The organism is Phytohabitans sp. LJ34 (genome assembly GCF_052068095.1).
Taxonomy (GTDB): domain Bacteria; phylum Actinomycetota; class Actinomycetes; order Mycobacteriales; family Micromonosporaceae; genus Phytohabitans.
Genome location: NZ_JBQHDG010000015.1, coordinates 138,226 through 161,389 on the forward strand (window position 1 = coordinate 138,226; position 23,164 = coordinate 161,389).

General features: G+C 71.5%; 19 protein-coding genes. 11 read left to right on the forward strand and 8 right to left on the reverse strand.

Annotated elements, in window-relative coordinates:
• Window positions 1-110: 110 nt before the first annotated feature.
• Window positions 111-755 carry a LuxR C-terminal-related transcriptional regulator gene (locus ACTMTJ_RS26075; RefSeq protein ID WP_441220354.1) on the reverse strand — a complete coding sequence of 215 codons (645 nt, stop codon included), beginning with the start codon at window positions 753-755 and terminating at the stop codon, window positions 111-113.
• Entirely contained in the window at window positions 707-2,008 is a 1,302-nt protein-coding gene (locus ACTMTJ_RS26080; protein ID WP_441220356.1) for a sensor histidine kinase, read from the reverse strand. The genes ACTMTJ_RS26075 and ACTMTJ_RS26080 overlap by 49 nt, the downstream gene beginning before the upstream one ends.
• 133 nt (window positions 2,009-2,141) lie before the next feature.
• Between ACTMTJ_RS26080 and ACTMTJ_RS26085 the strand changes: the two genes are divergently transcribed.
• Window positions 2,142-4,250, forward strand: coding sequence for an MMPL family transporter (locus ACTMTJ_RS26085; protein ID WP_441220358.1), 2,109 nt, complete (start codon window positions 2,142-2,144; stop codon window positions 4,248-4,250).
• A gap of 684 nt (window positions 4,251-4,934) precedes the next feature.
• Here ACTMTJ_RS26085 and ACTMTJ_RS26090 read toward each other — a convergent pair.
• On the reverse strand, window positions 4,935-5,408 hold the full coding sequence (locus tag ACTMTJ_RS26090) for a hypothetical protein (RefSeq protein ID WP_441220360.1): 474 nt from the start codon (window positions 5,406-5,408) through the stop codon (window positions 4,935-4,937).
• Window positions 5,409-5,656: 248 nt separating this feature from the next.
• Between ACTMTJ_RS26090 and ACTMTJ_RS26095 the strand changes: the two genes are divergently transcribed.
• From ACTMTJ_RS26095 to ACTMTJ_RS26110, 4 genes are all read left to right on the forward strand, one after another.
• Window positions 5,657-7,327: a fibronectin type III domain-containing protein gene (locus ACTMTJ_RS26095; protein ID WP_441220362.1), complete on the forward strand. Its 1,671-nt coding sequence runs from the start codon at window positions 5,657-5,659 to the stop codon at window positions 7,325-7,327.
• Window positions 7,328-7,395: 68 nt separating this feature from the next.
• Window positions 7,396-8,001 carry a hypothetical protein gene (locus ACTMTJ_RS26100; RefSeq protein ID WP_441220363.1) on the forward strand — a complete coding sequence of 202 codons (606 nt, stop codon included), beginning with the start codon at window positions 7,396-7,398 and terminating at the stop codon, window positions 7,999-8,001.
• Window positions 7,998-8,711: a HoxN/HupN/NixA family nickel/cobalt transporter gene (locus ACTMTJ_RS26105; protein WP_441220365.1), complete on the forward strand. Its 714-nt coding sequence runs from the start codon at window positions 7,998-8,000 to the stop codon at window positions 8,709-8,711. Before ACTMTJ_RS26100 ends, ACTMTJ_RS26105 begins: the two co-directional genes overlap by 4 nt.
• A gap of 65 nt (window positions 8,712-8,776) precedes the next feature.
• Window positions 8,777-10,099 (forward strand): jacalin-like lectin, encoded by a 1,323-nt coding sequence (locus ACTMTJ_RS26110; protein WP_441220367.1) that lies wholly within the window; start codon window positions 8,777-8,779, stop codon window positions 10,097-10,099.
• A gap of 34 nt (window positions 10,100-10,133) precedes the next feature.
• On the opposite strand, the gene ACTMTJ_RS26115 is transcribed toward ACTMTJ_RS26110, so the two are convergent.
• Complete coding sequence (locus ACTMTJ_RS26115; protein ID WP_441220369.1) at window positions 10,134-11,759, reverse strand: alpha/beta fold hydrolase; 1,626 nt, start codon at window positions 11,757-11,759, stop codon at window positions 10,134-10,136.
• A 146-nt stretch (window positions 11,760-11,905) separates the two neighbouring features.
• Between ACTMTJ_RS26115 and ACTMTJ_RS26120 the strand changes: the two genes are divergently transcribed.
• A complete protein-coding gene (locus ACTMTJ_RS26120; RefSeq protein WP_441220371.1) occupies window positions 11,906-12,421 on the forward strand; it encodes an FHA domain-containing protein in 516 nt (171 codons plus the stop codon).
• A 24-nt stretch (window positions 12,422-12,445) separates the two neighbouring features.
• Here the strand turns inward: ACTMTJ_RS26120 and ACTMTJ_RS26125 are convergent, their stop codons facing one another.
• The 4 genes from ACTMTJ_RS26125 to ACTMTJ_RS26140 all read right to left on the reverse strand — a co-directional run bounded on the left by ACTMTJ_RS26125 (window position 12,446) and on the right by ACTMTJ_RS26140 (window position 17,962).
• On the reverse strand, window positions 12,446-12,775 hold the full coding sequence (locus ACTMTJ_RS26125; protein WP_441220373.1) for a hypothetical protein: 330 nt from the start codon (window positions 12,773-12,775) through the stop codon (window positions 12,446-12,448).
• 24 nt (window positions 12,776-12,799) lie between these two features.
• Entirely contained in the window at window positions 12,800-15,028 is a 2,229-nt protein-coding gene (locus tag ACTMTJ_RS26130) for an esterase-like activity of phytase family protein (RefSeq protein WP_441220375.1), read from the reverse strand.
• A 247-nt stretch (window positions 15,029-15,275) separates the two neighbouring features.
• Complete coding sequence (locus ACTMTJ_RS26135) at window positions 15,276-16,895, reverse strand: extracellular solute-binding protein (RefSeq protein ID WP_441220377.1); 1,620 nt, start codon at window positions 16,893-16,895, stop codon at window positions 15,276-15,278.
• Window positions 16,896-16,906: 11 nt separating this feature from the next.
• On the reverse strand, window positions 16,907-17,962 hold the full coding sequence (locus ACTMTJ_RS26140) for a hypothetical protein (protein WP_441220378.1): 1,056 nt from the start codon (window positions 17,960-17,962) through the stop codon (window positions 16,907-16,909).
• Between the two features lie 119 nt (window positions 17,963-18,081).
• Between ACTMTJ_RS26140 and ACTMTJ_RS26145 the strand changes: the two genes are divergently transcribed.
• The 5 genes from ACTMTJ_RS26145 to pstC all read left to right on the forward strand — a co-directional run bounded on the left by ACTMTJ_RS26145 (window position 18,082) and on the right by pstC (window position 23,162).
• The gene (locus tag ACTMTJ_RS26145; protein WP_441220380.1) at window positions 18,082-19,665 is read left to right on the forward strand and encodes an alkaline phosphatase D family protein; all 1,584 of its coding nucleotides are present in this window, start codon (window positions 18,082-18,084) and stop codon (window positions 19,663-19,665) included.
• Between the two features lie 44 nt (window positions 19,666-19,709).
• On the forward strand, window positions 19,710-20,576 hold the full coding sequence (locus ACTMTJ_RS26150) for a CHAD domain-containing protein (RefSeq protein WP_441220382.1): 867 nt from the start codon (window positions 19,710-19,712) through the stop codon (window positions 20,574-20,576).
• Window positions 20,577-20,656: 80 nt separating this feature from the next.
• On the forward strand, window positions 20,657-21,388 hold the full coding sequence (locus ACTMTJ_RS26155) for a hypothetical protein (RefSeq protein WP_441220384.1): 732 nt from the start codon (window positions 20,657-20,659) through the stop codon (window positions 21,386-21,388).
• Between the two features lie 269 nt (window positions 21,389-21,657).
• Window positions 21,658-22,101: a hypothetical protein gene (locus ACTMTJ_RS26160; RefSeq protein WP_441220386.1), complete on the forward strand. Its 444-nt coding sequence runs from the start codon at window positions 21,658-21,660 to the stop codon at window positions 22,099-22,101.
• Entirely contained in the window at window positions 22,101-23,162 is a 1,062-nt protein-coding gene (gene pstC / locus ACTMTJ_RS26165) for a phosphate ABC transporter permease subunit PstC (protein WP_441220388.1), read from the forward strand. Before ACTMTJ_RS26160 ends, pstC begins: the two co-directional genes overlap by 1 nt.
• Window positions 23,163-23,164 lie beyond the last annotated feature (2 nt).

A 23,164-nucleotide genomic window follows, 5' to 3' on the forward strand; every position in this document is an offset into this window, starting at 1 on the left:
GCCCAGACGCAGCGACTGGCCCCTCGAACATCGCACCTGGAAGCCCGGAACGCTTCGTGCGAACGGACGACCGGTTTTGCTTGCGCTCCCGCCAAAACTGTGATTGGGGTTCAGGCGTTCAGGTAGGCGACCACGGCGAGCACGCGGCGGTTGTCGTCGTCCGACGGTGGCAGGCCGAGCTTGGTGAAGATGTTGTTGATGTGCTTGCCGACCGCCTTGTCCGTGACGAAGAGGCGGCTCGCGATCGCGTTGTTGGAGCGTCCCTCGGCCATCAGGCCCAGCACCTCGCGCTCACGCGGCGTGAGTGCCTTCAGTGGCTCCTCGGCCGAGCGGCGGGCGAGCAGCTGGCCCACCACCTCGGGGTCGAGCGCGGTGCCGCCGGCGGCCACGCGCTTGACCGCGTCGACGAACTGGCTCACGTGCGAGACGCGGTCCTTCAGCAGGTAGCCGACGCCGCCCGTGCGGTCGGAGAGCAGCTCGCGGGCGTACAGCTGTTCGACGTGCTGGGACAGCACGAGCACCGGCATGCCGGGCACCTGCTCGCGGGCGGCGATCGCCGCCCGGAGTCCCTCGTCGGTAAACGTGGGTGGCAGGCGCACGTCGACGACGGCGACGTCCGGGCGGTGCTTGAGGAGCGCGGGGAGCAGGGAGGGGCCGTTGTCGACCGCCTCGACGACCTCGAAGTCGTACGCGTTGAGCAGCCGGATCAGCCCGTCCCGGAGGAGGGCAAGGTCTTCGGCGATGACAACTCGCACGGCAGCTCCATGGTCACGACGGTCGGGCCGCCGGGCGGGCTGCTCACGGCGACCGTTCCATCGAATGCTGCCAGGCGCCGTTCCATCCCGCGCAGGCCGGTGCCTCCCTCGGGGTTGGCGCCGCCGATCCCGTCGTCACTGACCGTCATGCCGAGGCTGCGGCCGTCGTGCCGGACCAGCACCCAGGCGCGGGTGGCGTGGCTGTGCTTGACCACGTTGGCGAGGGCCTCGGCGACCGCGAAGTAGCCGGCCGACTCGACCGGCGCCTGCGGGCGCCCGGCCAGCTCGATGTCGACCTCGACCGGGATGGGCAGGGTGAGCGCGAGCGCGCGCACCGCGCCGTCGAGGCCGCGCTCGGCGAGCACCGGCGGGTGGATGCCGCGGACCAGGTCGCGCAGCTCGGACAGGGCCTTGTCGCTGGCGTCGCGTGCCTCGGCCAGCAGCTTTTGCGCGGCGACCGGGTCGCGGGTGACAAGGTCTTCGGCCAGGCCCAGGCTCATGCCCAGCGACACGATCCGGGCCTGCGCGCCGTCGTGCAGGTCGCGCTCGATGCGGCGCAGCTCGGCGGCCTGCGCGTCGACGGTCTCCGCGCGGGTCCGGGTGAGCACCCGGACCCGCTGGTCGAGCACCGCCTGGCGGGTGGGGCCGAGCAGCAGCTTGGCGAACCGGTCGTGCAGCCGCAGGATCGCCGGCGCGGCGGCCAGGCCGAGCGCGAGGACGAGGACGCCCTGCGGGATCGCCACGATGCCCTCGAACGGGATGTCGATCAGCCAGCCCGGCCCGTAGTGGTAGCCGTCGACGAACTGGAGCACGGTCGGCATGACCAGGATGCCCTCGACCCCGTATCCGACGATGGCCGCCGGCAGGATGCCGAGCGCCAGCGTGATCGGGGAGCTGAGCAGCCACAGCAGGTCGCGCCAGGTGGCCGGGTCGCCGAGCATCCACCGGCAGCGCTGCCAGGCCCCGACCACGCCGAAGGACTCCATCGGCGGCCGCGGCTTGTACGGCGCGGGGATCTCCACGCCGGACCACTGGCCGGCCAGCTTGCGCCGCTCGTTGGCGAGCCCGCGGACCGCGACGGTGACCAGCGGCACGAGGAAGATGCCGACGCCGAAGACCGAGATGAACGAGATCGAGACGATCGACAGGACGAGGAGCACGATCCCGCCGACGTAGAAGACCAGACCCACCACGAAGCTCCGGACGCTCGCGGCCAGGCCGCGGCTCACAAAGCGGGTCAGCTCCTCGTTCACGCCACCCATTCTGGCCGACCGGCCGGCGATTGCCGGTAGGGCTAGGCCCACCCCCCTCGGGGTGCTGTGCCCAGTGTCCGGCGGCGGCACCGGCCGAAGGATCGGAGGCAGTCATCCAGAGGAGGAACCCAAAATGTCGTGGCACTGGATCACCAGACTGCCGTCCGGCCGGCGTACGAAGTTTCTGGCCCTCGCGCTGTGGCTCGCCATCGCCTCCGCGGTCGGGCCGCTCGCCGTCAAGCTCGCCGACGTGGTCACCGACGACGCGGTGGCGTGGCTGCCGCGCACCGCCGAGGCCACGCAGGCGTACGAACGCGCCGAGGCGGCCTTCCCCGGCTCCGACCGGCTCGTCGCGGTCGCGGTCTACGCCCGGGACAGCGGCCTCACCGGCGCCGACCGGGCCAAGGCCGAGGCGGACCGCACCGCGTTCGCCCGGTACGCCGAGGGCGGCGAGGTGCCGCCGGCCATCGTGAGCGACGACGGCAAGGCGCTGCTGATCTCCTTCCCGCTCGCCGGAGACGAGGACCAGCAGACCGACTCGACCGGCGCGGTACGCGACCAGCTCGCCAACGCGCCACCGGCCGGCCTGCGTACCGGCCTGACCGGCTCGGCCGGCGCCACCGACGACCTGTTCGACGCGTTCGGCGGGATGGACATCACGCTCGTGCTGGTCACCGCCGGCGTGGTCGCGCTGCTGCTGCTCTTCACCTACCGCAGCCCGATCCTGTGGCTGGTGCCGCTGATCTGCGTCGGCGTGGCCAGCCAGGTGGCGAGCGCGGTGGTCTACCTGCTGGCCAAGCACGCCGGGCTGACCGTCGACTTCCAGGGGCAGAGCGTGCTCACCGTGCTTGTCTTCGGCGTCGGCGTCGACTACGCGCTGCTGCTGATCGCCCGCTACCGCGAGGAGCTGCGCCGCCACCGCGACCGGCACCAGGCGATGGGCGTCGCGCTGCGCCGCTCGTTCCCGGCGATCCTGGCCTCCGCGGCGACGGTCGCGCTCGCCCTGCTCTGCCTGCTCGCCGCGGACCTCAACTCGACCCGCAGCCTCGGCCCGGTCGGCGCGATCGGCATCGCCGCCGCGTTCCTCGTCATGACGCTGCTGCTGCCGGCCGTGCTCGTCCTCTTCGGACGGTGGCTCTTCTGGCCGTTCGTGCCGCGCTACACCCCGGACGCGGTCGGCCACGACGTGGCGGAGGACCACCGCGTGTGGGGACGCGTGGCGGCGTTCGTCGGGCGGCGTCCGCGCGCCGTGTGGGTCGGCACCGCCGTCGCGCTCGCGGTGCTCACGCTCGGCGTCGGCAACCTCAGCATGGGGCTGCCCGGAGGCGAGACGTTCACCAATGAGGTCGGCTCGGTCACCGGCCAGAAGCTCATCGCGCAGCACTTCCCGGAGGGCTCGGCCGCACCGGCGGAAATCACCGCGCGATCCGCCACGGCGGACGGCGTGACCGCGGCCATACGTGGCGTCGAGGGCGTGGCGTCGGTGCAGGCGCACGAACGCTCCTCCGACGGGCAGTGGACGATGGTCCGCGCGGTGCTGGCCGCCGAACCGGACAGCCCGGCCGCCAAGGACACCGTGGAACGGATCCGGGACGCCGTGCACGCGGTCCCCGGGGCGGAAGCCCTCGTCGGCGGCGAGACCGCGATCCAGCTCGACACCGCGGCCGCGTCCCGGCGGGACGAGCGGGTGGTGATCCCACTGATCCTCGCGGTGGTGTTCCTGATCCTCGTGGTGCTGCTGCGCGCGCTGGTGGCCCCGCTACTGCTGATCGGCAGCGTGGTCCTCTCCTACGCGGCCGCGATGGGTGCCGCCGCCTTCGTCCTGGACGCGATGGGCTACACCAAGCTCTTCGACGGCCTACCGCTCCAGACGTTCCTCTTCCTGGTGGCGCTCGGCGTCGACTACACCATCTTCCTGATGACCCGCGCCCGCGAGGAGGTCGGCCAGCTAGGCCACAAACGCGGCGTGCTGCACGCCCTGACCGTCACCGGCGGCGTGATCACAAGCGCCGGCCTGGTGCTCGCCGCGACGTTCGCCGCCCTGTCGATCCTCCCACTCGTGCCGTCGGTGCAGATCGGCGTGATCGTCGCGGCCGGCGTACTGCTCGACACGTTCGTGGTCCGCAGCCTGCTGATCCCCGCACTGTCGGTGCACCTGGGCAAGAAGATCTGGTGGCCCAGCCGCCCGGCCGCCGCACCCTCGGCCGAAACACCGGCGCCGCCCATGCTCAGCCGCGTCTGACGCCACACGCCTTCCGGGTCCGCCCGCCACGCGCGCGGACCCGGAAAGACCGGCCAGACAAGAGACTGCCAGCGTGTTTGTCGCGAGGCCTTGATCGGCGAGGTCCTGGCGATCGTGGTCGTTTAGTCCCCCTGGAGGGGGTCCAGGTGACCGCGATCTGCAAGGTGGCCCGCCGATCAAGTATCGACCCTAACTGTTCTAAAGATCTTTCGGGTTCAGGGTGGCGCCGTCGTGGTGTGCCTCGAGTTGGAGTTTGCCCGGGTTCATGTCAGCTGCGGACCGCCGCTCCCGCCGGAGTACGCGCGGGTCGGCGGCGAGCTGGCGCTCGCCGAGATCCCCGACCCGCACTGCCAGGTCCGCGTCGCAAGCCCATGGGGGGCCGGACCTTGTCGGACGGCTGCCTGCGGGGTAGGTGTGGTTGTCGCGGTTACTCGCGGTGACGGCACCTCTGTCCGGTCCGGCGCCTGGCGCCTCGGTAAGGGGCATTGTGGACAAACGAACCGTGCGCGGCTTGACCCGGGGTGAGCGTGACGGGTGAGGCTGTGGGAGCGGCGGCCTGGCAGCTTCTCCGAGCTGGCGCTACGCGGAAGGTTGTGGGCTTGAACCGCGGACCTGGCGGCCCGCGGGAGCGTGCGGTCCGCAGCTGACGCGGACGTGGGCAAATCTGCTTCCAAGAATGGGGTCTCAGCGGGTGTCGGCGGGGGAGAGGCGGCCGGTCGGGCGGTAGCGGACGCACATCACCGTGCGGTCGCCGTCGGCCCAGGTTTCGGCCGTCGGGAGCACGGGGTAGAGCGAGACGCCCGGGTCGCCGGCGGGCCAGCGGCGGGTTTGGGCCGCGCGACAGCCGTCCCAGGCGAGCGCTCGCAGTGCCGGCTCGTCCCAGGGGCCGTCGGGGACCTGGAAAAAGCCGAACGACTGGTTTTGCGCGCCCTCGACGCAGGGGCGGTAGACCACGATCACGTCGGCGAAGGAGACGTCGTAGGTCGGGTCGTCGAAGCACTCGCCGGCCTCGATGTTGAGGACGCCGGGCGTCTCCGCGTCGATGAAGCCGTCGCCCTTGACCGTCGCGTCGGGGCGGGACGCGCCGGTGACGAACGCGCCGAGCAGCGCGGCGGAGAGCAGGAGGCCCGCGGCCCGCGCGCCTAGTGAGGTGACCATCGCGACCGCATCCTAGAAATCGATCTTCGAACATGGCATCACGGCCCGACGGCGTGCCGCTCGCCGCCGGATGAACAGTACTGGAAAATCGGTCGAAACGGGCATACGGGCTGCTGGTGTCGATCATGAGTTCACCGTTCGGCCAGGCGCCTGTCGCGGAGCCGTTGGCTGCCGCTGGCTCAATGCCCGTCGAGCCACCGCTTGCTGGTGGTGGCCGCTGTCCTTCTACCCCGAGGGGTGAACCAGCATTGTCTGACCAGAGAAGACCGTGGGCGACCGGGCCACGGCGCGCGATGCTCGCCGGCATCGGCGCCGCCGCGCTGCTCGCGGGCGGCTTCGCGATCGGGCCGTCGGCGTTCGGTGAGGCGGCGCCGGGCAAGCACCCGGCGGCCGAGATCCACAAGCCGTCGCCGGTGCCGGACCGCATCATGCTCACGCCGACCGAGACGCCGGCGACCTCGCAGCGGGTCACCTGGCGTGCCGAGGCCACCGCCGAGTGGGCGCAGGCGGAGATCCTCGAAGCGCCCAAGGCGCTCGGCCAGGTGGCGCCTCCGACCGGGGCGGTGACCAACGTCAAGGCGATCGCCACGACGCCGGTCAACACCTCGCTCGGGTACGCCTCGACGTACCACACCGCCGAGTTCACCAACCTGAAGCCGAACACCCGCTACACGTACCGGGTCGGCGACGGCACCAACTGGAGCGAGTGGATCGACTTCACCACCGCGGCCGCCGACTTCCAGCCGTTCTCGTTCATCTACTACGGCGACGCGCAGAACTACATCGACACCGCGGTGCCGCGCGTCTTCCGCCAGGCCTTCGCCGACCGCCCGCAGGCCAAGGCGATCGTCAACGCCGGTGACCTCATCGACTCCGCCAACAGCGAGGAGCAGTGGGGCCAGTGGTACAAGGCCGGCAGCTTCATCGACGGCCAGATCAACAACATCTCGATCACCGGCAACCACGAGTACAGCGGAAGCTCGCTGTCGTCGTTCTGGGCGCCGCAGTTCCCGTACCCGAAGAACGGCCCGGCGTGGGGTGACAACCCGGCGCTGGACCGCACCGCGTACTACGTGGACTACCAGGGCGTGCGCTTCGTCGGCCTGAACAGCAACGTGCAGAGCATCCCCGACGTGATGGCCGCGCAGACCGCGTGGCTGGAGAGCGTGCTCGCGACCAACCCGCACAAGTGGACGGTCGTCACGTTCCACCACCCGGTGTACTCGACGGCTTCCGGGCGCAACAACCCGATCGTCCGGGCGCAGTGGGGCCCGCTGTTCGAGAAGTACGGCGTGGACCTCGTGCTCCAGGGCCACGACCACACGTACGGCCGGGGCAGCACGACGGCGTCGCGCAAGTCGGTGACCGTGCACGACAGCACCGTCTACGCCGTCTCCGTCTCCGGCGGCAAGATGTACGACGTGGACGGTTCGGTGTGGACGGGCAACGGCGCCGACATCATGAGCAAGAGCCAGGACACGCAGCTCTACCAGCTCGTCGACGTCACCGCCGACACGATCCGCTACGAGGCCCGCTACGCCAACGGCCAGCACCACGACGGCGTGCTCATCCGCAAGAACGACGACGGTGAGCGCACGGTCAACGAGATCCGCACGCCGCAGAACACCGTCGGCGAGCAGGTCGTGGTCAACAAGACCACCGTCGAGACGCAGGGTCGCCTCAAGGTCACCGCGTACGGGTACGACCCGGGCGAGAAGGTGACCGTCTACCTGCGCAACACCAAGGCCGAAGAGGGCAAGAACGGCGTCTTCGTCGGCTACAAGACGGCGGACGAGCTGGGCCGACTGTCGTACACGTTCGAGCTGCCGCCGAGCGCCAAGGCCGGCAGCACCCACGTGGTCTACCTGGACAGCCCCAACCAGCAGATCACCAGCCCGGTCATCACCGTAACGAAGTGACGCGCCGTGGGCCCGCCGCCGGTGTGTGGCGGCGGGTCCACGCGTGTCCATCCTGGACGGAGGTCCGGTTGAAGCTCGCGTTCGTCGCCGCGGCGGTCCTTTTCGCCGCCACTCCCGCCAGCGCACACCCCTTCGGCCCGCCCTCGACCGCGCGGGTCAGTGCCGACGGCTCGCGGGTCGCCGTGTCCTGGCACGCCGCCGAAGACGACTGGGTGGCGCTCGGCCGCCACGTCGGCGCGTTCGACGGCGCCAGCCCGGACGTGACCGGCGCGGAGCTGCTGCGGCGCTCGCCGGGTGTACGCGACTACCTGCTCGGCCGCATCGCGGTCAGCCAAAGTGGACGGAAGTGCGCCGGTGACCTGGCCGCGCTCGGCGACGTGCTGGCCGACGGCGCCCGGCTCACGTTCGACTGCCCCGGCCCGGTGGTCGACGTCGACATCACGGTGACCGCGCTGACGGACCTCAACGACGCGTACCGCACGATGCTCCGCGCCGACACCCCGGCATCGCCGGACCAGGCGCTCTTCACCGCCGCGGCACCGATGCAGCACATCACGTTCAACGCCTCGGGCGGGGGCGTGCGGCGCTCGGTCCTCACCCTCGCCGCAGGGACGGGGGCCGTGCTCCTGCTCGGCCTCGTCCTGCTGGTCGCGCTCCGGCGGCGGCGGGCATGAGCGCCTTCGACAACCGGCTCGTGACGCTCTTCGACGGGCGGGCCGTCTTCTGGCTGGCACTGGTCACCGCGCTCGCCGTCGGCGCCGCCCACGCGGTCGCGCCCGGCCACGGCAAGAGCGTCACCGCCGCGTACCTCGTGGGCACCCACGCCCGCTATCGCGACGCCCTGCGGCTCGGCCTGATCGTGGCGCTGATGCACACGTTCTCGGTGCTGGTGCTCGCGCTGGTCTGGGTGGGCCTGTCGAGCGCCGCCGCCCTGGGCACGGAGACGGTCACCGCGTGGATGCAGGTGGTCGCGGGTGTGGTGGTGATCGCCGTCGGCGCCCACCTGCTGTGGCGCCACGTTCGCCACCGCCGCCACCATCATCATCACCATCACCACGTGACGGAGGCTCCGTGGTCGCGGCGCGGGCTTGTGGCGCTAGGCCTCTCCGGCGGCCTGCTGCCGTCGCCGTCCGCGTTCGTGGTGCTGGTGAGCGGGCTGCTCACCGGCCGCGCGCTCGGCGCGGTGGTGCTGGTGATCGCGTTCGGCGCCGGCATGGCCGCCACCCTCACCGCCGTCGGCGTGCTCAGCCTGCGCGGGTGGTCGCTGCTGTCCGGCCGTGCCCGGAAATGGTCGACGGCCTGGGTGCCGGCACTGGCCGGCGCCGGGGTCTGCTTCGGCGGCGCCCTCTACCTTGTCGCCGCCGTCTCCGTGCTCGCCGCCTGACCGGCGCCACCCTTTCGTCACCCAGTGGTAGTGAGAAATATTCACATACTTGATAGCGTGCGGCGATGAAGCTCGTTTCCATGGTCGGCGTAGCGGCGCTCGGCGTCGCCGGCCTTACCGCCGCACCGGCCGCCGCCGTGCCACCGGCCTCGGGCACCTTCTCGGTGCTGACCTACAACGTCGCGGGCCTGCCGCTGGGCCTGGGAGACGGAAACCCGGAGCAGAACACGCCGATCATCGGCCAGCGGATCGGGGCGTACGACATCGTGCACGTCCAGGAGGACTTCAACTACCACGCCGCGCTGTACGCGAACGACACGCACCCGCACCGCACGCCGACCAGCGGCGGCGCAGGGTTCGGCGATGGTCTGAACACGCTCTCCGACTTCCCGTACTCCGACCTGACCCGCGACGACTGGAACGCGTGCAACGGCACCGACTGCCTGACCCCGAAGGGCTTCACCTGGTCGCGGAAGCGGCTCGCGGAGGGCGTGTACGTCGACTTCTACAACCTCCACCCGAACGCGGGCACCACGGACGCCGACCTGGCCGCCCGCCGGTCGAACATCTCCGAGCTCTCCGCGTTCATCGCGGCCAACTCGGCGGGTAACGCGGTCGTGGTCGCGGGCGACACGAACACCCGGTACACCCGCGCCGGCGACAACATCCGGGACCTTGTGGCGGCCAACGGCCTTACCGACGCGTGGGTCCAGGAGGAGCGCGGGGGCGTCCCGCCGGCGGCCGGCAGCCCGGCGCTAGTGTGCGACGACGCGAGCGTCACGGACGCGTGCGAGGTGGTCGACAAGATCCTCTACCGGGGAAGCCGGTACGTCACGCTCGGCCTCGACTGGTACCGGAACGAGAACGCGGGCTTCCGCACCACCGACGGCGAGATGCTCTCCGACCACTACCCGATCGCGGCCGGGTTCCGGTGGACGCTCCACCCTGACCTGTCGCTCAGCGACGTGTCCGGCGGGCCGCACGGCACCCCGTTCACCGACGTCGCCGCCGTGCCCGTGGGCCAGCGGGTCGGCCAGCTACGCCTGCGCGCCGGTGCCAGAGTGGACGCGGTCGGGCTCACGACGGCGGGTGGTGTCGCGTTCGACCACGGCGGCTCCGGCGGCACGCTGGGCACCCTGACGCTGGGCGCCGGCGAGCACATTGCCTCCGCCACCCTCCACTCGGGACAGAAGGACGGTCGCACCCGGATCTTCTACGCCCGCTTCACGACGAACCTCGGCCGTACCCTCACGGGCGGCTCCACGACCGCGAACATCGTCACCTACACCGCGCCGGCGGGCTGGCAGATCGCCGGTTTCCACGGCCGGTCGGGTGCGGAGGTCGACAAGCTCGGCGTGATCTACACCCGCGTGCCGGCCGCGGGCTGAGGGCGGCTTTCCACCGCCCTCAGCCGTTACGGCGTCAGATCCGGGACTCGACGCCGGCACTTCGCAGGGACTGCGCCGACCGGTCCTCGGGGCCGGTCGGCACCGGCACGCCGGCGCAGCCGCCGTCGATCCGGCCGGTGTCGAAATAGGACACGACATCGGTGGCGCAGGCCGGCTCCATCAGCGCCGAGCCGTGCACGTCGTCGTCCACTGTGTACACCTTGCCGCCGACGATGGCCTTGGTCTCCAGCGTCCACTCGTACGGAGACGGTGTCTCCCACCGGTGCCCGGACAGCACCAGCGAACCGCCGCCGGGACGGAGCTGGACGGTCTGCACCGGCAGCGGCCAGCCGGCACACCCCGCCGAGAAGCCGCCGGCCCGCGCGGTCAGCGGATTGCGCGCGAGGCGCTCCTGGTACGCGGCCCAGGCGGCGTCGAAGCCGAGCCGGCTGGGGTCCTCGTTGCAGAACGCGGCCTGGTTCATCGTCCGGTTGAACCGCTCCGGCAGGTCCGCCGGCGGCTCGGTCGGCTCGCCCTCCGGCTCCCCGCCGAGCACCTCCTTGACCGTAGGTGGCGCGGTCGGGCCGGTCGCGTCCCGCAGCTCCTTGAGCACCTGGCTGGCCAGCGGCCAGATCGGCGCGTCCTGGCTGGCGGACAGCGCGATGAACGAGCCGTCGACGGGCATGTCCACATCGGTGAACCGCCGCGGGTTCGCGTCGTAGTCCGCGCGGAGGGCGATGATCGCGGCACGCACCTGCTCCGCCGTCGTGCCGAAGCCGTACGTGTCGTGGTGCTGGGCGATCCACGCCGCCATCCGCCGCGCGTTGCGCTCGGCCGCCGCCTGGCGACCGTCCTCGAAAGCCACGAGGCTGAACCTGGGGATGGCGACGCTGTCCAGGAACATGCGGCCGACGTTGCCGGGGTGTTGGCTGCGGTAGACCACGCCGAGCCAGGTGCCCCACGAGACGCCCAGGAAGTTGAGCTTTCGCTCACCTAGCGCGGCCCGGATGCGGTCGAGGTCGCGGGCCACGTTGGCGGTGGTGAGCTGGCCCAGGAAGTCCGGGTCCGACCGCCCGCAGGCGGCGTTGGCGCTCACCTCCAGGTCGTAGAGGCGGCGGGCGGCCTCCTTCGTGATCGGGCCGACCGGCCGCGGGCCCGGGTCCCCGCTCGGCGGCGGGCAGTTGATGTTGGTGCTGTAGCCGACGCCGCGCGGGTCGAAGCCGATCAGGTCGTACCGCTCGTTGAGCCCGGCGTTCGTGTCGGTCATGGTCAGCAGCTCGACCGGCATGAGGTATCCGCTGCCGCCCGGCCCACCCGGGTTGAGCGCGAGGCTGCCCAGCCGGTGTGCCTGGTCACGAGCCTTGAGCCGGGTGAGCGCTACCGTGATCGTGCGGCCGTGCGGTCGGCGGTAGTCCAGCGGGACGCTGACCGTGCCGCATTCCAGCCGGGCCAGCAGCGCCGTGAAGCGCTCCAGCCGGTCCGGCGGGACCATGGCGCGGAGCGCCTCGTCGGAGTAGGTGGGACACGGCTTCCAGTCGACCGTCGTGGGTGGCCTCTCCGCGGCAGCGGCTGGCGCGACGGTGACCGGCGCCGTCAGCCCGAGCCCGGCGACGACCGCCACCGCGGCCGCGCGCGTGGTCAGGGACGCACGTTGAGCCATTCGCAGACCTCCAACTTCGAGAAAGGAGTCGGCGAAAGTACATCGGCGCCGCCGTATGCGTGGCGTAAGTGAAAACGGTGACGCGGAATTGACAACCCCGGAAATCGGGGGTGGGCTTGACAGAGGGCAGCGTCGATAATGGGGCGATGACGGCCGACCCCGAGCAGGCGCGGATATCCCACCGCGAGCGGTTGCGGGCGGTCCGCGCGCTGCGTGACAGCGCTCGTGAGGGGCGGTTGTCCGACGTCACGTTCCTCCACCGGCTACGCGTGGTGATCGACGCCCGCCGCCGCCGTGACCTCGACGCCGCGGTCGGCGACCTGCCGCCCGCCGGCTTCTGGGCCCGCGCCGAGGCAGCCTTCCAGACCTGGTGGGAGCGCACGTTCGGGGCCCGGCAGGCGGCCCAGCTCGACCTGCGGCTGCCGCCCGCGCCGGGGCGCTACGTGATCGGCCGCGACTTCGGCTGCGACCTGCGGCTGGCCCACGACTCGGTGTCCCGGCGGCACGCCATGCTCACCTCGGTCGAGGGGCAGTGGATGGTGGTCGACCTCGGCTCGACCAACGGCACCCGGATCAACGGCTGGCGCCTCCAGGTGCAGACCCCGCTCCGCCCCGGCGACGTGCTCGACCTCGGCCTACAGCGCCTCCGCGTGGTCGCCTGACCGGCCTCGCCAGGCTGCGGCCCGTCAGGCGGGCGGCGGATCGGCGACGTCGACCGTGACGTCGAGGCTTTCCAGCCGGGCCAGCGCCGCCACACTCTCCGGATCGGCGATGGTGAGGCGGGCGAGCCGCGGGAGCTGTCGCAACTCGGCGATCTCCTCGTCGCTCGGCACCCCGGCCATATGTAGCCGCTCCAGCTGGGCGAAGCGGCTGATGCCCAGCAGCCCGCGGTCGTCGGCGCGGTTGCGGATGACCAGCTCGCGCAGCGGCAGATCGGCGGAGAGCGCGCCCCCAGGTCCGCGTCGATCGTCGTGACCGACGCGTCCAGCGTAGGAGACGGAACGGCCCCGGCGCACCCGCCGGGGCCGTCCATCGTGGACCTACCGCAGTCCGGGAACGTCCAGGACGATCAGCTCGGTGTCGTCCGCGCGGCCGGGGATGCGGCCGTCGTTGCCGGGGAAGTTGTTGTCGTTGGCCACCAGCACGCGGTCGCCGCCGAGCGGGAGCACCGACTCGACCGACTGGAGCGGGAAGCTGAAGAGCTCGCCCACGCCGTACTCGTTGGGACGCGCCGGGGAGGAGACGCCGTGCGGGTCGGCGACGCGCATCAGGTCGACCGCGGTGCGCCGGCCCAGGTAGCCGTCGGCGCCCACCTCGTCGAGGTCGGTGACCATGAGACGCTTGACCACCGACTGCGGGCCCATCGCGTTGTCCCGCTCGATCAGTACGAGCCGGCGGCCGTCGAGCACGCCCGCGTCACCGACCACAAGGGACGGATCGGCGACCCGGAACCACCACGTGCGGCCGGTGTAGCGGTTGGCCCGCACGTCGAACTCGTACACGATGCGGCGCCGCTGGTCGGCGTCGTCGGTCTTGGCGCCCTCCAGGATCGGGTACAGCCACTTGCCGTCGCGGCTCACCGCCATCGCCTCGAAGCCGCGGCTGGCCGGCACGGTCGGCGTCTCACCCGGCGCCAGGTCGGGCGACTGCGGCGACTTGGCCCCGTCCGGCAGCGGGATCGGCGCCTGGAGCACCTTGCCGGTCCGGTCGGTGCGGACGAGGTACGGCCCGAACTCGTCACCGATCCACAGGTCGCCGCGGTAGTCCCGGGCCAGCGACTCGATGTCGAAGTCGGCGCCGGTCAGGAGGCGGTCGGCGGTGTTCTCGTTGACGATCGGGAACGGCACCTTGTGCGACGGGTCGCGGAAGCTGATGAACCCCTTGACCTTCACCTCGTTGCTGCCCCACCGGGGCTCGACGGAGTAGGCCCGCAGCAGGAAGTCGGCCGAGTTGTTCTTCGCGCCGAAGCCGTTGTCGGGCATGGCGAGCAGGCGCCCGTCGTTCCCCTGTATCACCGCGGAGAAGCCGGGGATCGGCTGACCGGGGAACGGTGGCGTGATGCCGTTGACCGGGGTGGGCGCGAGCTGCGTGCCGGAGATCGGGCCCGGCTGGTACGCGGTCGCGGACAGGATGGCCCGGCTGCGAAGCTCCGGCTGCGGGCGGAGCTTGACCGACAGCGCGTACACCCGGGTGATCTGGGTGGCACCGCCGTTGTCGTCGGACATCAGCCACAGCAGCCGGCGGCCGCCGGGCAGCGCCTCGCCGAGCGCCATCGCCTCGATGTTGTCCAGCAGCGGGTTGGGCTGCGGCTGCTTGGCCACCGCGCCGGAGGGCGGGCAGTCGGCGATGTCGACGAGCAGCTCCTTGCCCAGCCACGCACGCGGGTCGGAGAGCGTAGACAGCGAGGCCACACCCGTGACGTCGGGCACGCCGGTCGCGGTGACGCGGTACAGCCGCACGGTGTTGCCCACGCCCGCGGTGAAGCCGCGCTCCATGGCGAGTAGCTGGTCGTCACCGAGCGCCACGAGCTCGACGAGGCCGAGGTTGGGGTCGGTCCGGTACGCCAGCTGGGAGACCGGCGTGTAGCCGGCGCCCTCGCGGCCCGCGTACTGGATGACGCGCTGGAGGCCACGCCCTTGTGCGTCGCGCCCGTCGCCGGACAGCGGCCCCTCCATCCCGGCGTAGAGCGTGCGGTGGTCCGGGGTGGCGGTCAGCGCCTCGAAGGTCTGGTTGACCGCCGCCTCGCCGGCCGGCGTGACCTGGAAGCGCGCCGGTACCGGCAGGCTGGCGATCTCGCGCCCGTCGGAGAGCCGGAAGCGCCGGATCGACGGCTCCCGCTCGGAGCTGGCCAGGACCGTCTTGCCGCCACGCTCGGCGACAAGGCCTTCACCGTCGAAGTCGCCGCCGTTGTAGGGCGTGCCGTCCGGCCGGGTCAGCACGGTCATGCCGCGCACCTCGGCCGAGACCCCGCGCCGGCCCGCGTCCAGGTCCACGTCGTACACCCGGGCCGGCGTCGTGCCGATGTTGTCGACCAGCGCGAGCCCGCGCGAGGAACGGGTCAGCGCGAGCGCCGACAGGCCGGACACGGGCGTGCCGGCGAAGGTGGTCTTGTCGAGGGCGTCGGAGAAACCGATCAGCGAAGCGTCCGGCGCGCAAGACGCGCCGGGCGCCGCCCACCCCGCCGAGGCGGAGGACGCCGGCAGCACCGGGAGTGTCGCGGCCGTGGCCACCGCAAACACGGCGGCCCGGACGCGTTTCGAGGAGGTCATCACGGCCTGATGCAAACCCCCTCCGTCCGCCTCGGTGGAACACCGTGCCAAACGCCACGTGAACTCTGCGCGCACGACTGGAACACCAGTGCTGTTATCCGGCCGTTTTGACAGCACTGGTGTTCCAGTCGTCGAAAGCCCACCCTGTAGGCCCGGCGCAGCCGCCGGGGTGAGCGGGACCGCACGCGGAGGGCGAGGCCGCGGGAGCGACGGTCCGGACCACGGCGGACATCGCGGTAGCTCAAAACTATTGGTAGCCGCGGATCTGTTTGAAGACGCCGGCCAGCGAACCGCCGCGGGCGTCGAATGTGCGGCCGCCGCTGACGCGGGCCACCTCGGTCATCTCCTGGACGTTGCCCTCGCCGAAGAGCAGGGTGAAGATCGGGATCGCCTTGACCTTCGCGGGCAGCTTGGCGTGGTAGGTCTTGAAGGCCGGCAGCTTCGGGCCGACCGTCCGCTCGCCGTCGGTGAGCAGCACGATCGAGGTGAAGCGGTTGGGGTCGGCGCCGTCGAGCTGCTTGGCCAGCTCCAGCGCGCGGGTGAGCGCGTCGTAGATGGCGGTGTCGCCGGCCGCGGCGAGACCACGCACGTACCCGCGGATCTGGTTGGTGACCGGCTGGCGGTTGGTGGCCGGCAGGTCGAAGCGGCGGGGTGCCTTCGGCGTGGTGCTGAAGGGCAGCATGATGACCTGCTCGCGGCCGTTGAAGCGGGTCAGCTCACCGGAGAGCGAGTTGTCCGCGCCGGAGAGGCCGAGCAGCGCGCTCTGTAGGCCCTTGATGCGAGCGCCCTTCATCGAGCCGGAGGTGTCGAGCACGTAGATGGTGCGGGCCGGCTTGCGCAGGCTGTCGCCGAAGCCGGTCACCAGCGCGGTCGCGTCGTCGTACCGGGCCGGGAACGGCAGCTCGACAAGGCCGCCGTCGGCGGGGCCGAACGACTTGCTCAGCGCGATGCCGGGCACGGCCGGCCGGCGGAACGTGGTCTCCATGATCTTGCGTTGGGTGGAGGGGCGGCGCAGGTAGTCGGCGACCGCCGCGTAGTTGGTGCGGGCCTGCTCGTTGGCGCCGGCCAGCAGCGTGAGCGGGTAGTCGGCGGTGACGACGCCGTCGGCAGGGTAGACCACCGTGAGCGGCTCCTTGAGCTTGCCGCCCTCGTTGAGCGACAGCAGCACCGACTCGTAGTTGACGAGGCCGTCGATCGGTGCGCCGCCGGACTGCCGCTGCACGTACGCGTCGGCGAGCCAGCCGGACGAACCGGCGGTGAGCGACTGACCCGCGAAGAAGGACTGCAACCGCGGCGTCAGCGCGGAGATCTCGGCACTCGTCAGCGCCCGCCCGGTGCCGGCCAGCGCGGCGGCGACACCGACGAGCGCCGAGTAGCCGGAGTTGGAGGCGGCCGGGTTGGTCATGCCGTACGTGAACTTGCCCGCGCCGGCGGCCTCGGCGATCTCGCTCCATGTTGGACGGTGCTGGTCCCAGCCGAGCGCCTTGGCCTTGCTGGCGCGTAGGCCGAGCACGACGGGGGAGTTGGCCACCTTGGTGCTCACGTCGATGCGGCCGGAGGCCTGCGGGTGCAGCTCCAGATAGCGGTTGTTGGAAAACCAGATCGCGTCCTGGTCGCGCACGGCGGCACCGCTGGCCACGCGCTCGATCCCGTCGAGCGTGCCGATCTCGGTGAGCTTGACGGTCACGCCGGTGGCGGCCTTGACGTCGTCGAGGATCGCCTGGAGGTCGTGCAGCTCACTGCCGGCGAGCACGCGGAGGGTGCCGGAGCCCTTCTTGAACGGGCCCTCGGAGGCTTGCGGTGTCGGGGTGTCGCAAGCGCCGGCCAGCAGCGCCAAACCCAGTATTGGAGCCAGAAAACGTCGCACGGAAGTCCTTGTCATGGTCGAAGGCGCTGGTCGAGCGTCGCGAGGAGGGAGTCGACGACCTCGGGCGCGGGCGCGGGGACGATGTCGGTGAGCTTCGCCGGGAGCGCCGCGCCGCCGGCCGGCACGCGGGCCAGCACCGACGCGATGGCGGCCTCGTCGGCGGTACGAAAGCCGTGCTCGGCGGCGAGGCGGAGCAGCTCCGGGTCGTTGGCGAGCAGGCGGCCCACCTCGTCGCCGGCGCCGTCGAAGGCGACGACCGTGTGCGCGCTGGGCGTGGTGGGCGAGAGGTAGACGAGCGTCGCGTTCGGCGGCAGCGTGCCGGCTTGTCCGGCGTCGACGTACTGCGCCTCGTAGACGAGCACGAGCGGCGCGTAGTTGAGCCCCTGGGAGAGGTACTTTTCGAACGGGTCCTCCGTGGACCGCTCCAGCCCGCCCTGGTCGGTGAAGAGCTTGACCACCTCGTCGAGCGCCTTGGCGCCGCCACCGAGCTGCTGGAGGGCGAGCCAGGCGTACACGCCCGCGGAGTTGGAGTCGCCGGGGTGGGTCGTGGTCACCAGCACGTCGCGCCGGGCCGGGTAGGCCACGTTGCCCTCGAGCTGGTCCCAGCGCACGTCGCGCCGGGCAAGGTCGAGGACCTTGCCGAAGTCGAGCACCCAGTGCCCCTCGGACGCCCGGCTGGCCACGCCCTCCGCCGCCAGCAGGTCGGCGATCGGCGTGAACGTGGCGACGGCGAGCGGCGACCAGAACGGCGTGTACGTGCCGGTGGCCGCACGGGCCCGCTTTACCTGCTCCGCGGACTGCTCGCTGCCGGGAAACGCGAAGTCGTACCGGTCGAGGGGCACGGTGGTGGCCATCTCGCGGGAGCCGCGCGGGTCGATCTCCACGCGCAGCCCGTGGCTGGCGAGGGCGTCTTTCACCCGCTGGTCGGCGAAGAACGCCGCCTTCTCGGAACCGACCACGCCGCGCACGGTGTCGAGGCGGTCCATGCCCAGGTGCCACCCGATGCCGGCACCCACGACGGCCAGCACGACAACGGTCGCGACGATGATCCAGAGACGGCGCTTCACGGCCCGATGGTGGTCGGAGCGGTCAACCCCGACAGTGGACAGATGGTGAATTCCCAATGAACGGATAATTGGGCGCCGCGCGGTTGTGCCGGCTCATTTCCACTCGCGATATTGGCGTAATGGATCTTACAGCTAACCGGCGTCAGGTGCTGGCGGGCGCGGTCGCGGCGGTGGGTGCCTCCACCCTCGCGGCCGGCTCGGCACTCCCCGCGTCGGCGCATGGTTCAGACACGGCGACGCCGTTCCCACTCGGCGTGGCCAGCGGCGACCCGCTGCCGGACGCGGTGGTCCTGTGGACGCGGCTGGTCCGCGACCGCGGGCTGTCCCGCCCGGTCCAGGTGGGTTGGCAGGTGGCCAAGGACGAGCGCTTCCGCCGCGTCGTGCGCTCCGGCACGGCGTGGGCGCGGCCGGAGCTCGCACACTCGGTACACGTGGACGCGCGCGGGCTGGAGCCCGGACGCGAGTACTTCTACCGCTTCAAGGCGCAGGGCCACCTCAGCCCGGTCGGCCGGACCAAGACCGCGCCGCATCCCCACGCCCGGCCGCACCGGCTGCGGTTCGGCGTGGCCAGCTGCCAGGACCTCCAGAACGGGTACTGGCCGGCCTACAACGGCCTCGCCGGCGAAGACTTCGACGTGGTGTTCCACCTCGGCGACTACATCTACGAGTACGACCCGGACAGCCGCTTCGCGGACCGGCGGCACACCACGCCGGAGACGCTCGGCCTGGACCAACTGCGCACATTGGACGATTACCGCAACCGGCACGCGCAGTACAAGGGCGACCCGGCCCTGCGCGCCGCCCACGCCGCCGGCGCCTGGGTGGTGACCTGGGACGACCACGAGACCGAAAACAACTACGCGGATCTTGTCGACGAGCTCGACTCGGGCGCGGCGCACCAGACGCCGGACGAGTTCTCCCGGCAGCGGGCCGCCGCGTACCAGGCGTACTACGAGCACATGCCGATCCGGGCCCACCTGCGCCCGGGGCGCGACCGGATGCGCATCTACCGGCGCTTCGACTTCGGGCTGCTCGCCCGGGTCAACGTGCTCGACACCCGGCAGTACCGCACCGACCAGCCCGGTCCCGGCGACCTCGGTCCGGAGCCCTTCGGCGCCGGCAACACCGCCGGCACGCTCACCGGCGACGAGCAGGAACGGTGGCTGGCGCGTGGCCTCGTGCACTCGCCGGCCCGGTGGAACGTCATCGCCCAGCAGGTGATGATGAGCCGCACCCGCTTTCCCAACCCGACCGGCCAGCCGCCGCCCACGGTGGTCAACCTCGACCAGTGGGACGGGTACATGCCGCAGCGGGAGCGGCTGCTGCGGCTGCTCGCCGACGAGCGGGTGGACAACCCCGTCGTCCTCGCGGGTGACATCCACTCCACCTGGATCAGCGACCTCAAGCTCGACTTCGACGACCCGGCCTCCCCGGTGGTCGCGGCCGAGTTCGTGGGCACCTCCATCAGCTCGGACTTCCCGGTCGCGTTCGACGCGCCGCTCAAGCAGGCCAACCCGATCCTCAACCCGCACGTGCGCTACTTCGACGGGCTCAAGCGCGGCTACCTGCGCTGCGACGTGACCCGCGAGTCGTGGCGCACCGACGTGCGGGTGGTGGACACCATCGAGGTCCGTGAGGCCCCGGTCCGCACGAGCGCGTCGTTCGCCGTCGAGGCGGGTCGCCCGGGAGTGGTGGCTGCCTGACGGAGCATGGTGTGGCGGGTGTTCCGGTCGGGTATGTGATCGGAATGACCGCCACACCATCGGGCGCGGCGGGCGCCGTCGTGGCCTATCTCCGCGCCCAGCGCGACGCCATCGCCGCCAACGAGCCGGGGGTACGCGACGGCGACGAGGACGCCGTACACGACATGCGCGTGGCGATCCGGCGGCTGCGCAGCACGCTCCGGTCGTTCCGTGGCATGTGGGAGCGCGAGCGGGTGGACGCGCTGCGCGGCGAGCTCAAGTGGCTCGCCGACAAGCTCGGGCCGGTGCGCGACGGCCAGGTGATGGCGGCCCGGCTCGCCGGAGCCGTGCGGGCCGAGCCGCGCCAGCTCGTCGTCGGCCCGGTCGAGGCGCGGATACAGCAGCACCTCGGCCACGACACCTCGGACGCGATGGAACGGGTCCGCGGCGCGCTCGACGGCGACCGGTACGCCAAGCTCCTCGGGGAGGTCGACGCGATGGTCGGCGCCGCGGCGGATCGGGGTAACGGGTGGGTGCGCAAGCGGGTCCGCAAGGCGGTGCGCCGGGCCGACCGCATGCTCGACGGCGCGGACGCGGCCGACGACCACGAGCGGGACGTCCAGCTGCACGAGGCGCGAAAGGCCTACAAGCGGGCCCGGTACGCGGCCGAGCCACTCGACCGCAAGCCGGCCCAGCAGCTGGCCAAGCAGCTCAAGGCGCTCCAGGACGTGCTCGGCGTTCACCAGGACACGGTGGTCACCCGCGCGGTCCTGCGCGACCTCGGCATGCGCGCGTTCCGGGAGGGCGGCAACGCGTTCACGTACGGGCTGCTGCACGCCCGTCAGCAGGTCGCGGGGGAGACGGCGCTGGCCGACCTGCCCGACGCCGCCAAGCGCGCCCGGCGCAAGAAGGTCCGCGGCTGGCTCGCCTGACCGATCCCGTTCACCTGTTGTGTGTCCGGCGCGCGATTGGCATTGACATGGCGGTAGCGCGGGGTGAATAGACCGTCGGTGTGACTCGAGCCCGCGCCAGCCTCGCAGCCCTGTCCGCCATCGCCGTCGCCGCCCTTGCCGCGATCGCCTTTCCGGCACCGGCCGGCGCGGCGCCACTGGGTTCGGTGAAGCTCTCGAAGAGCACCGGCACCGTCGACCAGAACCCGATCTTCGGCAGCGCGTCGGCGTCCAGGCCGTGCCCGACCGGCTACGGCAGCGACGCGATGGTGCGCATCGGCCCGCCCGGCGGGCCCTACTCGAACGTGGCCAAGCCGGTCACCGACGGCGGATACGACAAGAAGGCGGTTTCCGTCAAGCCGAACCGTTCGTTCACCACCGCGCTCGCCGGCGCGCCGAAGAGCGGCGAATGGTGGGTCGTCGTCGAGTGCTACAGCGAGACGCTGGGCATGCACCAGGAACGCTTCATCACCCCGATCACGGTGAACGGGCGCAGATGGAAGCTCGGCCCGCCGGTCAAAGGCGCGGCGCCGCTGGACGCGCCCCCGCAGGGCCAGCCCGTGCCGCCGACCGTCCCGGGACCGGAGGTGACCGGTGCCGCGCCGGTCGGCACGGAGGGCGCGCCGGGTCCGGACGTGACCGGTGGCGCGACCGTCGATCCGCGCCTCGCCAGCAACGACCGCTCCGGTGAGGGCTCGCCGCTGTCGAGCGTGCTGTGGACCGGCGGCGTGCTTCTGGTGCTCGCGCTCGTAGGCGGCGTGGCCCTGTTCAGCTGGCGCCGGCGGATGTCCTGAGCCCGGCATCAGATGCCAGCGCGTCGATGTCAGCCGAAGAAAAACTACTAAAACCGCGACGAAACGGCAGGCAGACGTGCGGTTGGCCAACGAGATGATCCGAACGGTGGATGCTGCCTTACCCGCTGTTCACTTCTTGCATGTCCGGCGTGAGTACAGGACTGCTCGGTGAGTCATCGTTCATGTCGAGGCTGATCTCACTGACCGTTGCGAGTCAGTTGGGGAGGCGGTCAGCCACGCGCCCTCTGTGGCGCACCTCGGAAGGGATCATGGTGCAGCATTCACGGTTCGTGTTTCTTGCCGCGCCCATGCCCGAGTCGAAGGACGGTGACGAGGGGGAGGGCATCCTGTGGATGCTGGTCTCGCCCAACAACCGTCCGCTTGGTCGCGGCACCACCTACCACGCGACGTACGGCGCCTGCCGCCAGTCGGTGCTTGATTTGCAGGCCAACTACGAGCGCGCGAAGCCGGTGGAGACCACCGTCGACCTGACCGGGCAGTGGACCTGGCGGATCGACCTGGACGGTGAGCCGGTCGCCGTGTCGAGCCGCTCCTACCTGCGGGCCCGGGAGTGCACGTACAACCTGGAACGGTTTCTGGAGGCGGTGCCGAGCGCGCAGGTGATCGCCGGCACCCGGAGTGTCCGACGTGGACGCCGCCGGGCCAGCGTCGCCGAGCCGCCGCCCGGCCGAGAGCTGCGGAACGCGGGCTGATGACCGCAGCGCTCAGCGACCTGTCCTCCGTCACCGTCACACCGTCCACACCGGACGGCCCAGAGGACTCGCCGCGCCGGATCCGCCTGCGCCGCGCCCGGTCCGACGTGCTGTTTCGCGTGATCGCGCGAGCCGGTGGCAGCGTGGTGCTGGCGGTCATGCTGCTCGTCGGCCTCTTCCTCGGCGTACGGGCGGTGCCGGCGGTGCGGGCAGTCGGTTTCGGCTTCCTCACCACCCAGGACTGGGTGCCGGCGCAGCTCAACTTCGGCGTGGCCGGCGTGCTCGTCGGCACCGTGCTCATCGCGCTCGTAGCGATCAGCATCGCGGTCCCGCTGGCCGGCGGCGCGGCGCTGTACATCTCGGAGTACGCGCCGAGCCGGCTCCAGCCGGTCCTCGTCAACCTCGTCGACCTGATGGCCGCGGTGCCGAGCGTGGTGTACGGGATCTGGGGTTTCTTCTTGCTCCAGCCGCACATCCTGGTCCGCGGCGAGCTGGGCGACGGGCTGCCCCGGTTCCTGACCACCTACCTCGGGTGGATCCCGCTCTTCCAGGTGGACGACTACAACCCCCGCGACCCCTCGGCCAGCCCGACGGCGCTGACCTCGTCCACGTTCGTCGCCGGGATCATCGTCTCGATGATGGTCACACCGATCATCGCTTCGGTCATGCGGGAGGTCTTCTCCCAGGCGCCGCTCGGCGAGCGGGAGGGCGCGTTCGCGCTGGGCGCCACGAAGTGGGGCATGATCCGCTCGGTCGTGCTGCCGTTCGGCCGGGGCGGGATGATCGGCGGCACGATGCTCGGCCTGGGCCGCGCGCTCGGCGAGACGATCGGCGTCTTCCTGGTCATCTCCATGGTGTTCGTGATCCAGCCCCACATCTTGCAGACCGGCGGCGGTTCCATCGCGGCGCTGATCGCCCTGCGGTACTCGGACGACGCCGGTATCGCGCTGTCGGCGCTGATGGCGGCCGGCCTGGTGCTCTTCGGCATGACGCTGATCGTCAACTTCGCGGCCGGAATCATCATCAGCCGCAGCCGTTCGGGCGCGGCGAGCGAGGCGTGAGG